We start from the raw sequence: 12925 nt of genomic DNA on the forward strand, positions 1-12925 counted from the left end.
ATTTTGTTGCTGTGTTAATGCCTGCTGCATTGGTTACTGTAAGTTTAACAGTATAAACTCCTGCTTTTGAATACTTATGCGTTGGATTCTGGTGGAATGACTTTGATCCATCTCCAAAATCCCATTTCCATTTAGTGGGTGTTCCTGTACTTGTGTCGGTAAATTTAACGTTTAATGGAACTCTTCCGGAAGTAGGAGATACAGAAAATGCAGCAACGGGTTTTGTTACAACTTTTATAGAATCTGCTTTTGTTACTGTGTTGCTGCCTGCAGAATTTGTTACTGTAAGTTTAACAGTATAAACTCCTACTTTGGAATACTTATGCGTTGGATTCTGTTTGGTTGAAGTTGTTCCGTCTCTAAAATCCCATTTCCATTTCGTTGGTGTTCCGGTACTTTTGTCAGTAAACTGCACTTTCATTGGGGCTTTTCCTGAGGTTGGAGATGCAGAGAAGGCAGCAGTTGGCAGGTTTGAACTGGTGAGAGTACCCATGTAGACATTGGGTTTTTCATTTTCCCAATCCGACCACACTATCTTATCACCATACAAATCAAATCCTAGACTAATTGATGTATTATTAGTATGAGTTTCCTCTTGAGTTGAGAGGTTATACATGTAAAATCGGTCACCCAGCCAAACTATCCTGTCCTTGGAGATTGCAGGACCATAATAAAATTTTGATCCGTTGGCAATTTGAGTTTCCTTCTTAGTGGAAAGATCATACATGTAGATCTCGGAGTGGTAATCTTCATCATCTCCCATGCGCCAATCTGCCCACACTATAATGTTATTGTCAATATCAGGACTGAATGCTGAATCGCTGCTGGAAATCCGAGTTACCTTCTGAGTGGAGAGATCGTACATTATGATCTTACCCGGGCGTCCCTCCAGATGAGATGTATACACTATTATGTTACCGAAAAAAGCAAACTGATATATTGGCATATCGTCGATATGAGTTTCCTTCTGAGTGGAGATATCATAAATGCAATAATCATATGTGCCACCATACAGTATCCTGTTCCCGGAGATACACGGCCCGAAGGAAAAGTAACCAAAAAATATTGTTCTATTGGTTATCCGAGTCTCTTTGTGAGTGGAGAGATCGTACATGTATACATCAGATTCTTCCTCGTAAGAGTTATCATCTCGGTACCCATTATGCCAGTCCCGCCATACTATCCTGTCACCATATATAGAAGGACCCCATGCTGATCCACTGGTAGTAATTTGAGTTTCCTTCTGAGTGGAGATATTGTACATGTAAATATTGAAGGGTCCGTCATCCCGGTTCCCATTACGCTAGTCCGTCCATACTATTCTGTCACCATATATGGAAGGAACCCCTGCTGATCCACTGGTGGTTATCTGAGTTTCATTGATAGTGAGCGAAGCGCCTGGCTCAGTAGTTGCGGATGCCGTAGATGAAACCAGAATTAAAAATAAAATCAGAACTGCTGATGCTAAGGCCACTGAATACGATTTTTTGTTAATTTTCACCTATCCTACTCCTTAATCTTTAATTTATTTTTCATATAAAAAATGTTAATAATTTAGATATATACATTTTTAAACTTTGTTATTTAAGTTAAAAATTTAGGAAAATGTGTAATTTTAGAAAATTTGTTTTGAGAAGAAGAATAAGTTTGCAGTAAATCCGTACATAAATAGCAAAATTTTTCGGTATAAAAAAGATAAAAGAAAAACTTTTGAAAATTTCAAATGAGCTTTAAAAGAGTCAAAAAATTAGATAGAGAACGCTACTGAAAATCACAAAATTAAAATCTTTCTAAAAAATGACCAAAAAGCCGGATGAGCTCACTTTTAACTATCAAATCAACAACTTCAGGTAAGAAAACACTTTCAGATAAGAAATAAGGAACAATGAAAAAATGAATAAAAAGAGTGAGCAAAAGAGAAGAGAACAGTTTCCTGTTCACCTTCTTCTAGACATATTATTTGTGGGCAAAGTAAGCCACAATTTCTTCTTCACTTACGGTATCTATCCTGCAAAAACCGAAGCGCTCAAACTGTACAATGTTGTCAAGCTCGGTTGCAATCCCCTGCTCACCGATACCGTTAAGATCGCCTTCGGGGCCGCGTACTTTCACATTTATTCCGTCAAGTGGGACCCAGTGGATGATTTTTGCCTTTGCTTTTTTAAGGGCTTCAAGAGAAACATCTGAGAGTTTTGCCTGAAGTGGGGAAAGAGAAGTAATCTCTATATTGCAGAAATCTTTTAAGCGGATAATAGAGCCCACTTCCAGCTTTTCGACATCCTCCGTGCAGACAAGTACTTTATTTCCTACAGCAATTTCTCTGAATCCTCTTTTATGGTCAGTAGGGTGAAGAGGAAGTTTAGCAACTGTCGGTTCAGCATCCGTAATTTCCAGTTCTACCGGATTCCAGACAAAGAAATAGCGATTTGCAATAGGGTCCACGATTTTGCGGTTTTCGGCGTAGAGAGACTCCATGCTTATGCTTACGTCAGTCATTCCGACTCCCATCTCTATCATGAACTTCTTGAGAGCTTCGGCCTGGATTCCACGGCGCCGGATTGCTCTAATTGTTGGAAGCCTCGGGTCATCCCAGCCGCTGTATTCTCCTGCTTCAATAGCTTTTCTCAGGGTACTCGTACTGAACTTTCCAAATTCGTGGATCTTGACCCTGCCCCAGTTGGTTGTTCTCGGGTATTTCCAGCCGAAGTATTTGTAGATATAACCCTGCCGCTTTTCGCTGTCTATAAGGTCTTTACCCCGGATGATATGGGTCATTCCCAGTTCGTGGTCTTCGATGGCCCCTGCAAAATCAAGAAGTGGCCAGACAATGTACTTGTTCCCAATTTCAGGGCGGGGATGCGACATCTTTCTTATCCTGAATGCTCCCCAGTCCCTCAGTGCAGGATCCTTGTGCTTTATATCGGTCTTGATCCTCAGTACTGCCTGCTGGTCTTCATATTCCCCGGCAAGCATCTTCTCCCAGTGCATAAGGTTTTCTTCAGGGCTTGTATCCCTGTGTGGGCAGGCCTGCTTTGCATCCTTAAACCGCTTGAAATCTCCTCCTTTACAGAAGCAGACATAAGCCTTTCCCATCTCGATAAGTTTTCTTGCGTAATCGTAATACATAGGAAAATGATCAGAAGCATAGACAACCTGGTCAGGCACAACCCCGAGCCATTTGAAGTCATCAAGATACCAGTCATAAGCTTGAAGCAAAGGTCGTTTTATATCAGGATCGGTATCATCGAAACGCAGGACAAATTTTCCTCCGTACATTTTCACATATTCGGAATTAACTACCATGCCTCTTGCACTGCCAAGGGTTGCAGGCCCGTTTGGATTCGGGGCAAAACGCATTACAACCTTGCCATTTTCTGCTCCTTCAAGAGGTTTTAAGCCTTTATCAGGTTCCTTTTTTACGCTAAGGGCTTCAATAAGTTCAGGGGCAATTTCCGAAAGCTTTGCCTCCCAGGTTTCAGGATTTCCCTTTGCAATCTCGGGAATAATAACTTTAAGAGCCTCAGATACTGCATTTGGGTCGGATCTGAGTTGAGGGCACTCCCCCATTACTTTGCCCATTACAGCTTTGGGTTGGGGGGCTTTCCCATATTTTACAGCATTTTGATAGGCGTATTTTTCAATTGTCTTAAGATCTTCAGGACTTAAAGTCATAGAATTTCTCCAAAAATAAACTGGATCCAATGATTTAGAGTGATTATGATTGAGGAAAAAACATGTAAATAGAGTTATAAAAAGTCACCGAAGCGGAGGAATTCCTTGCAAAAACTGAAAAAAGCTTTCAGAAAAGCTTCTCTTGAATGCAGGAACCTTTACTTGGGAATGGAAGCTTCGATTTCCTGGATGCGGGATACTTTCTCATTGATTTTCTTAAACTCGAGATCAAACTCCTTCAGGAATTTTGGAACCGCATCTCCGGGTACGGCACCCTGAGCAGAGGGCTTGATAAGGTTAGCCTGTTCAAGGACTCTAAGCGAGTAGCGCACTTTATGGTTCTGCATTCCGGTGACTTCTGAAAGTTTCAGAATCCCAATAGGAGCTTCTTCAATCACTTTCTTAAGCACCAGAAGATGGCGCTCGGTAAGTTCAAGTTCATTTCCGATAGGCTCAAGCAGCATCAGACAACCTCGTTTCTAAGTGTTCCGATTCCCTGGATCTCAACCTCCACAATGTCTCCACGCTGAAGTTCTCCAACGCCAGGAGGAGTTCCTGTAGCAATGACATCTCCTACTTCCAGGGTCATGATCTCGGTGATAAATTCAATAAGATAAGGAATGTCAAAAAGAAGGTTTGAAGTGCTGGAAGCCTGCCTGGTTTCCCCATTTACCCTGCAGGCAATCTTTGCATTCGTAATATCAACTTCGCCGGGAGAAGCAAGATAAGGCCCGAAAGCTGCAAAGGTATCAAAGCTCTTTGCCCTTGTCCATTGCCCATCTTTTTGCTGGAGGTCACGGGCGGTCACATCATTAAAGCAGGTATAACCTGCAATTACATCTATGGCCTTTGAGGCTGAGATGTTCTTACAGCGTTTGCCTATAACGACTGCGAGTTCAGCTTCATGTTCTACTCTGGAGCTCGATGCCGGATAAATTATCTTGTCCCCATGCCCTATAATAGCTGACGGAGGCTTTAAAAAGAGCACAGGGTTTTCCGGGACTTTCATGTCCAGCTCTTCAGCATGATCCCGGTAGTTAAGGCCGACACACACAATTTTCGAGGGAGACGCCGGAGGAAGGACGCGAAGCTCTGAAAGGTCAAAAATCCCGGCAGGAGTCCCTCCTTTTGGATACACGCGCCCATTTTCGATATCTCCATAAAATATTTCATCTCCTGATCTGAACCTTCCTATCATGCCTCGGTCTTCTCCTGCTTTTTGGGATGTTTTCGCTTGCTTTCCTTCATTTTTTTAAAGGATATATTCAAACTTAAATTTTAACTCTTCGCCCACTGGCATCCCGTGCATATTTTCCCAGTTCGGAATCCAGGAGCTGCACACCTGAAAACACAGGTCCGTCCCTGCAAACCCTGAGCCCGGACTTGTCTATACAGCATGCCCCACAGACTCCTATACCGCATTTGAAATAACGTTGAAGGCTGAACTCAGACTTTTCAAGAACCTGTCTCTCTTTAAGGAGCCTGAAAACCGAAGATATCATAATCTCCGGCCCGCAGACTGCAATTCTGTCATAAACCGAAAGGTTGAGGCTATTGAGCACATCAGTCACAAAACCCTTTGTTCCCTTTGAGCCGTCATCCGTAGAAATGTAGACCTCACCTGCTTCTGCAAAGCGCTTTTCAAAAAGCAGGTCGCCTGCACTCCGCGCTCCAAGCACTGTATGAACTTCCGAGCCTACACTCCGCGCTGCCTCGGCATAAGGAGCAAGGGGAGCAGCTCCAACTCCACCTGCAATAACTAGAGTTTTTTCTCCCTCCGAAGGCAGAGAAAAACCATTTCCAAAAGGTCCTCTGAGCCCGAAAGAATCTCCTTCTTTCAACTCAAAAAGCTTTGAAGTTGCCTCTCCCACTTTCTGGACAGTTATGGAATTTTTACTTGAGAGGCCCATGGGTACTTCGTCCACGCCCCTGACCCAGACCATTACAAACTGGCCGGGTTTCATAGTCTCAAACTGGAAATCAAAGAAGAAAGTTCTGACCGCAGGAGATTCTTCATTTATCTGTACTATTGTAGCATTAAGAGGAAGCATCAGACCATCTCATGGGCAAGCCCTATTAATTCTTTTACATCCGAATAGCCTTTCCTCTGTAGAAAAGCTTCGATACCTGTACTGATCTCGGAGAATACATCAAGCCTGTCGTAAACAGCCGATCCTACCTGGACAACCGCAGCCCCTGCCATCATCATTTCTATCGCGTCCTGCCAGGAAGATACTCCCCCTACCCCTATTACAGGGATCTCCAGAGCAGTATAAAGGTCATAAACACATTTGACAGCTACAGGCTTGACGGCTTTTCCTGAAAGCCCACCTGAACGGTTCCCCAGGACCGGATATCCTGACTCTATATCTATAGCCATCCCTTTTAAGGTATTAATTGCAACAACCGCATCTGCTCCCCCTGCTTCTGCTGCATTTCCTATGCACGTAATATCAGAAACATTAGGTGTAAGCTTAACCCACACAGGCACACTCACTATATCTTTTACTGCGGCCGTAATTGCTTCCACAAGGCAGGGGTTAGAGCCAACTGCTGCTCCGTATCCTTCTGCATGAGGACAGCTCACATTTAGCTCAAAAGCATCGGGTTTCGCAGGGAGCAGACCCTTGGCAACTTCCTTAAATTCAGCAGGACTTCCGCCGAAGATGCTTGCGATTACTGGGACTCCGGAGTCCTTTTTTGCAATTTCGAGTTCCTGGAAAAAGCTGGGATAGGAAGGGTTCGGAAGTCCCATAGCATTCAAAAATCCACAGTCAAGTTTGACCATGCTTGGGTTGGGATGCCCGGTTTTAGGTATAGGACCTATGGATTTGGTCACAACTGCCCCAGCTCCTCCTTCATGTGCAACCCTGCAAAGCGATGCGCCGGTTGTGCCCAGTATCCCGGCTGCAAGAATGGTTGGGTTCTTCAGTTTAAGTCCGGTAAGAGTATACATAGCTGGCTCCTTTCTGCCCCATTAGAATATCATTTGCATTAATCATTCGTGTTATCATTTAGTGATTATTCGTGTAAATCATCTGAGTCGCATGAATCTCCGGAAAGCTGCAGGAGCGCCTCATCAGCAAGTTTCTTTCCGCCCATATGTACAAGACTGCTCCCGAGTTCCCTGGCTTTTTCAATGCCTCCTGCCATCGGGATAAATTCATTTATACCGATAGTTTCCTCACCGTCAAGGGAAAGGACCTCAGCTCGCACATGGAGTTCTTTTCGGTCAGGCATAATTTCGGCATAAGAACCTATAGGAGTAGTGCAGCCTCCCCCAAGTTCGGAAATTAGGATGCGCTCAATTTCGGTGGCAATCCTGCTGTCAGTATGGTCAAGTATGGAAACCGCAGCTTCAGCCTCAGTGCCTGCTCTTGTGACAACTGCAATAGTACCCTGATTGGGAGAGGGGCAGAAGAAATCAGGAGAAAGAATTTCTCCTTCAAGTTCCCAGCCCATGCGTTCAAGCCCCGCTTTAGCGAGCAGGATGCCGTCATATTTCCCTTCTTTCAGCTTCCTGAGCCTTGTATCAATATTGCCCCTTAAATCCTGTGTAACAAGGTCAGGCCTGTAGCGTTTGATCTGGGCTGCTCTCCGAAGTGAACTGGTACCTATAATGGACTGTTCGGGCAGCTCGTCCAGAGGGGTCCCATCATAAGTCAGCAGTAGATCAAATGGGGTGTCCCGCTTCAGAACGGCTACGGTTGGAAGTGTCGGTGGACGAATCGTTGGCATATCCTTCATGGAATGGACAGCGATATCTATTTTTCCTTCAAGCATAACTTCGTCCAGTTCCCTGACAAAAGCTCCAACTCCACTTGATACTGCGTGTAGAGGCCGGTCAGTAAACCGGTCTCCGCTGGTTTTTATAATTTTCAAGCTGGTTTCAACGCCTTGTACTTTCAAAAGGCGTGCAACAGTCTCGGCCTGGGCAAGTGCAAGCTGGCTGCCCCGCGTACCTATAATCATATAGAATCCTCGTTTTCAAAGATGTAAATCCGTTCAAAATAAATCCGTTTAAAGATTTTCGGTGTATGCTTTAAGGGTTTTTTCGATGTCCTCATCGCTATGGGCTGCGGAGACGAAGTTGGTTTCAAACTGTGAAGGAGGGAGGAAAATTCCGCTTGCAAGCATCCTGTGGAAGAAAGCAAGGTAACCCTCCTTATCGCACTTCAGGGCTTCCTGATAGTTGTGAGGTTCGGCTCCAAAGAAAATCTTGAACATTGAAGCAATTCCGCATACACTGTAATCAAGCCCTTCATCTTCAACAATTTCTGTAAGTACAGACCGTATGTAATCGCCTTTCGAATTAACTTTTTCGTGAATCCTTTCTTGTTCCAGATAGTCAAGTACTGCAATGCCCGCAGCCATGGAACACGGGCTTCCGCTGAAAGTTCCTGCCTGGTAGACCGGGCCGGATGGCGAGATCATTTCCATGATTTCACGCTTTCCTCCAAAAACCCCTATAGGCAGCCCTCCACCCACAATCTTTCCAAGGGTAGTCATATCAGGAACGACCCCGAAGTATTCCTGTGCTCCTCCCATTGCGAGCCTGAATCCGGTGATAACCTCATCGAAGATAAGAAGCACGTCGTTTTCCAGGGTAAGCTTCCTGAGCTCTTCCAGGTATCCGGGCAGGGGCGTTATCGGACCTATGTTTCCGAGCACGGGCTCTATAATGACTGCGGCCAGCTCATCTCTGTTTTTCTCCACAAGCTCTGTCATTGCTTCGATATCGTTATAAGGAGCTTGCAAAGTGTATTTTGTGAAATCTGCAGGTATTCCCAGGGAATCAGGTTCTCCGAGAGTTGTAGCTCCTGAACCTGCTTTTACCAGCACTGCATCATGAGCCCCATGAAATCCGCCTTCAATTTTGATGAATTTGTTTCTGCCCGTAAAACCACGGGCAAGTCGAAGAGCGCTCATCGTGGATTCAGTTCCCGTAGATACGAAGCGAAGCATATCGATACTGGGATAATACCCTGCAATTTTCTCGGCAAGGTTTACTTCAAGCTCGGTAGGGGTTCCGTAGAGCCAGCCTTTGTCGAGCTGGGCTTTAATAGCTTCTTTTATCACAGGATGATTGTGCCCAAGGAGAGCAGGGCCATAAGCCAGGCAGTAATCGATGTATTCGTTCCCGTCAAGATCCTTTATTTTTGAACCGTTAGCTGATGCCGTATAGAACGGGTAGGGTTTTATTGCGCGTACAGGGCTGCTTACCCCACCAGGAATAAAGGTCTTTGCTTTCTCATACATTTGTCTGGATTTCTCAAGTGTTGCCTCAGATATCATGGAAATCTCACCGGATTGGACTGAAAATCTGTAACAGTTATTCCTAAATTTAAGTTAAGTTCTGGACGTTAAGTTAAGTCCTGGATTCTAAGTTAAGTCCTGGACTCTAAGTTAAGTTCTGGATTATGAGTTAAGTTATGAATTCTAAGTTAAGCTCTTGACTGAACTTAAATTGCACATAGAACTGAATTTATACTGAACTGAATTCTGTTTTATACTGAACCGAATTATGTTGAACTAAATTAATATTATATAGATTTTATATATTAATCTGCACTTTAAAGTTAAGGCGTTTTACACCTTACTGTATTACTTTTCTATCTTATAACAGAGACCCTCTCTATTAATCAGTTATTAATGAACTTGCTGGGTGTGTAAACGGAATCAGCAATAGTTTTGAAGGCAGGAAAGGTGGAAGAGGAAAAAACGGAACAAATCTGAAAAGAAGGAGCACCTGAAAAAGAGGTGCTTACTTCAACATGCGGGCAGCATCTTTTGCAAAGTAGGTAATGATGATATCGGCTCCTGCCCTTTTGATAGAGATGAGGGACTCATAAATTGCTTTCTCTTCGTCAAGCCAGCCATTAGCTGCGGCGGCTTTGATCATGGAATATTCTCCGCTTACGTTGTATGCAGCCGTTGGCATCCCATAATCCACCTTGACCCTGTAGACAATATCAAGGTAAGGAAGAGCTGGCTTTACAATTAGTATATCTGCGCCTTCAGCCACATCAAGAGTTACTTCTCTAATAGCCTCATCGCTGTTTGCAGGGTCCATTTGATAGGTAGAACGGTCTCCGAAGGAATATCCTGACTCTGCGGCTTCTCTGAAAGGCCCATAGAAACACGAATGATATTTTGCGGCATAGGACATGATCGGAATATTCTCAAATCCGTTAGTGTCAAGCGCATGTCTAATGGCTTCTACCATCCCATCCATCATACACGACGGAGCCACCATATCAGCACCTGCCTTTGCATGGCTCACTGCAATCTTTCCGATGACCTCAAGGGTGGGATCATTCAGGATTTCTTTCGTTTCGAAATCAACAATTCCGCAGTGCCCATGGCTTGTATATTCACACATGCAGACATCTGTAATCACCACAAGTTCGTCTCCAAGCTCGGCCTTGATTCTCCGGACAGCTTCCTGAACGACATCGGTTTCCCCATATGCAGAACTGCCTTCCGCGTCTTTGAATGCAGGCACTCCGAAAATGATCACTGCCGGAATCCCGAGTTCTGCAATCTCTTTTGCCTCATTTACAACCTCAGAGAGAGGAATATTGTATATTCCGGGCATGGAAGGAATTTCAACAGCAGAATCAATAGTCTCATTCACAAAAATGGGCTGGACCAGGTCGTCTACGGATAAGGTAGTTTCACGCACAAGGTTCCTGATCTTTCCTTTTCTCAATCGTCTTAACCTGACATCTGGAAACATTTGATCACTTCTCTGCTAATTATCTGCGAATTATCTACGAATTATCTGTGAATTATCTGCGAATTTTTGCAGCTTCTGATTCTTTTTTATTAGTTACCTTTTTCAGAAACCCGATCTGTCGCACTCTCGCAATCGGGTTTCGTTTTTTCCAACAGTATCTCACAATTGGGTTTCATTTTTTTCACTTTTGCTGTGTCTTTTTCGAGGCAGAAGACCCTTGAAACTACATCAAGGAACTCGTCGTTTCCGAGCTCTGCGGCCTGGCGGAGAACTTTGGTGGGCTCGGCAAGAATTTTGTTTGCGATGGAATGGGTAAGGTCATCAAGCACATCAGTTTCGATTTTCCCTATAGTATGGTAAGCACAGAGCCTGTTAACGGCTTTTTCCCTCTCCCGTATTCTTACATCATACACTTGCTTGTAAAGTTCAGATATAATCTTATCGGCTCTCTGGCGTTTATACTGGAGGTTTAAAAGCTTGATTTCTTCCTGAATTATAGCTTCGGCTTTTTTAGCTTCCTCTTTCCTCATTTTAAGCGTTCTCTCACTGATCACCCTGAGATTGTCAATATTGCACAGTTCCACGTTATCAAGTTCAGCAACTGATTCCTCGATGTCCCTGGGATTTGCTATATCAATTAAGAGGAGTTTACGGGTTTTATCTCGTTCTTTTATGGCTGTTTCAACCATTTCCCGGGTTAAAATGTAATGAGGAGCACCTGTACCACTAATTACAACATCAGCGTTTTTAAGTTGAGTCTGGACATCATTGAGCTTAACTGCGTGTCCTCCAAGTTCATAGGCAAGTTCTTCGGCTTTCTTGAAGGTACGGTTAGCAATGTAGATTGCCTCAATATCCTTTGCAGCCAGGGCCTTTGCTACAAGAACTCCTATTTCTCCTGCCCCTATCACGAGCACGGATTTTCCTGTGAGCCCATTCAGAATTTCCTCTGCAAGATCCACAGCCGCAGAACCTATGGACACCGAACCTTTATTGATTCGGGTTTCGTTGCGGATACGTTTTCCTACCTGAATAGCTTTATCAAAAGCAGTATCAAGGATTTTTCCGGTCGTTCCCGCTTTTTTGGAGTAAGCATAGAGTTCCTTTATCTGCCCCAGAATCTGGTCTTCCCCAACAATCATAGATTCAAGCCCGCCGGCAAGCCTGAGCAGGTGTTCAAGAGATTCATCATGCCCATAGAAGTCAATAATATGGGTGGAAGCTCCCATTTCCTTTGCAAAAGAGAAAAGTATACTGCTACTGGGGGAAACAACATAAATTTCAACACGGTTGCAAGTTTTTAAGACAACGCATTCATGAACATATTCATGATTATACAAGTTATGGAGCAGACCGTCCAGATCTCCGTGCCAGGCGGACTCCATTTCCTCAACTTTTGCTTTCTTATGGGATATAACCATACTTGAGATTTCTGTCACAGAGAGCCTCCGGATAGAATGAATACAGGAATAGAGTAATAATATAAGGAGCTGTAAATTAAACTTTGTCATAACTCCTAAGCCTTTTTTCACAAACGAATTTTATTTACAGATTATTTTTATTTAAAGCTTCCATTTGCAGAATATTTTGATTCAGGTCGTCTTGAGATTCATATAGCATTGAAATTTTGAGAGTACTGAGATTTTGAAGGTACTGAAACTTTAAGATTACTGAGATTTTGAAGGTACTGAGATTTTGAGAGTACTGAGATTTTGAGAGTACTGAGATTTTGAGAGTACTTTGAAGGTTCTTAATGTTTATAGTTTCCGTCCAGCCCCTTTGATTCCTTTCAGGCTCTTATCTACTGGAATTATCAAGGTAACCTGAAACTATCGCGTACGCCCTTTCAGCTGCTTTTTCATAAGAATCGGAAAATCCATTCCAGACAGCTTCGCTTTCCAGGACTTTCCAGAGAATTGCTTTTCTCTGTCTCTGTTCTGCCACATGCTGTTTGAGATAATTCCTCAGTTCATCTTGAAGCCGGATCATATCGGAATATTCGGGAGTAACCAGGCCTTCGATCTGCCTGCGGGTATATTTTGAGACTGCAGGACTGTGACCGAGAGTGGAAATCCCGATTACGAGGTCTCCTCTTTTTATCACTGATGGGATTACGACACTACCTAAAGTGTCTACCTGATTAATCAAAATATCGTTCTCCCGTGCGATAGCAGTGATCTCCTGGTTAAGTTCAAAATTGCTTGTTGCAGGGATGACAAGAAAAGCTCCTGAAATCAGTTCCCTGAGCTCAGAATCCGAAGCCGTAAGTAAGTCGAGCCGAACAAGCCGCACATGGCCTGAAGCTCCGAGCTCCTGCAGGCCCTGGGAGAATTCAAGGCTGGCAACAAGGGTATCTGCGCAGCCGGAAAAGAGTTTGGCTTTGCGTTCCCCAACCGAGCCTCCCCCAAAGATAACGATTTTCCTGCCAGACAGGTCAAGAATAAGCGGGAGAAAATTGTTTGTTTCAGCCATAGCCAGGAACCTCGCAATAAAAATCTTAATATTTGGACTTAT

Annotated in this window: 12 protein-coding genes; 1 reads left to right on the forward strand and 11 read right to left on the reverse strand. The window is 43.9% G+C overall.

Going from position 1 to position 12925, the window contains the following annotated elements; all coding sequences use genetic code 11:
* On the reverse strand, positions 1-1264 hold a 1264-nt coding region (locus A9239_RS03385; protein WP_176722095.1), incomplete at its 3' end, for a PKD domain-containing protein.
* Between the two features lie 115 nt (positions 1265-1379).
* On the opposite strand from A9239_RS03385, the gene A9239_RS19305 reads away from it, so the two are divergent.
* Complete coding sequence (locus tag A9239_RS19305; protein WP_176722096.1) at positions 1380-1517, forward strand: hypothetical protein; 138 nt, start codon at positions 1380-1382, stop codon at positions 1515-1517.
* A 439-nt stretch (positions 1518-1956) separates the two neighbouring features.
* Here A9239_RS19305 and A9239_RS03395 read toward each other — a convergent pair whose 3' ends face one another.
* The 10 genes from A9239_RS03395 to A9239_RS03440 form a co-directional block, all read right to left on the reverse strand.
* A complete protein-coding gene (locus A9239_RS03395) occupies positions 1957-3672 on the reverse strand; it encodes a glutamate--tRNA ligase (RefSeq protein WP_048120170.1) in 1716 nt (571 codons plus the stop codon).
* Positions 3673-3830: 158 nt separating this feature from the next.
* Positions 3831-4136 (reverse strand): hypothetical protein, encoded by a 306-nt coding sequence (locus tag A9239_RS03400; RefSeq protein ID WP_048120168.1) that lies wholly within the window; start codon positions 4134-4136, stop codon positions 3831-3833.
* Positions 4136-4870: a fumarylacetoacetate hydrolase family protein gene (locus tag A9239_RS03405; protein WP_048154389.1), complete on the reverse strand. Its 735-nt coding sequence runs from the start codon at positions 4868-4870 to the stop codon at positions 4136-4138. The genes A9239_RS03400 and A9239_RS03405 overlap by 1 nt, the downstream gene beginning before the upstream one ends.
* Before the next feature lie 73 nt (positions 4871-4943).
* Complete coding sequence (locus A9239_RS03410) at positions 4944-5723, reverse strand: dihydroorotate dehydrogenase electron transfer subunit (RefSeq protein ID WP_048120164.1); 780 nt, start codon at positions 5721-5723, stop codon at positions 4944-4946.
* Entirely contained in the window at positions 5723-6628 is a 906-nt protein-coding gene (locus tag A9239_RS03415; protein ID WP_048154392.1) for a dihydroorotate dehydrogenase, read from the reverse strand. Before A9239_RS03415 ends, A9239_RS03410 begins: the two co-directional genes overlap by 1 nt.
* A gap of 65 nt (positions 6629-6693) precedes the next feature.
* A complete protein-coding gene (hemC, locus tag A9239_RS03420; RefSeq protein ID WP_048120161.1) occupies positions 6694-7644 on the reverse strand; it encodes a hydroxymethylbilane synthase in 951 nt (316 codons plus the stop codon).
* Between the two features lie 48 nt (positions 7645-7692).
* On the reverse strand, positions 7693-8967 hold the full coding sequence (gene hemL / locus A9239_RS03425; RefSeq protein ID WP_048120160.1) for a glutamate-1-semialdehyde 2,1-aminomutase: 1275 nt from the start codon (positions 8965-8967) through the stop codon (positions 7693-7695).
* A 469-nt stretch (positions 8968-9436) separates the two neighbouring features.
* Complete coding sequence (hemB, locus tag A9239_RS03430) at positions 9437-10411, reverse strand: porphobilinogen synthase (protein WP_048154395.1); 975 nt, start codon at positions 10409-10411, stop codon at positions 9437-9439.
* An 89-nt stretch (positions 10412-10500) separates the two neighbouring features.
* Positions 10501-11850, reverse strand: coding sequence for a glutamyl-tRNA reductase (gene hemA, locus A9239_RS03435; RefSeq protein ID WP_048120158.1), 1350 nt, complete (start codon positions 11848-11850; stop codon positions 10501-10503).
* Between the two features lie 358 nt (positions 11851-12208).
* Positions 12209-12925, reverse strand: a 717-nt coding sequence (locus tag A9239_RS03440) for a bifunctional precorrin-2 dehydrogenase/sirohydrochlorin ferrochelatase (protein ID WP_369815388.1), incomplete at its 5' end; no start/stop codon positions are given.

It is taken from the genome of Methanosarcina sp. A14 (genome assembly GCF_001729375.1).
GTDB classification, from domain to species: Archaea; Halobacteriota; Methanosarcinia; order Methanosarcinales; family Methanosarcinaceae; genus Methanosarcina; species Methanosarcina barkeri.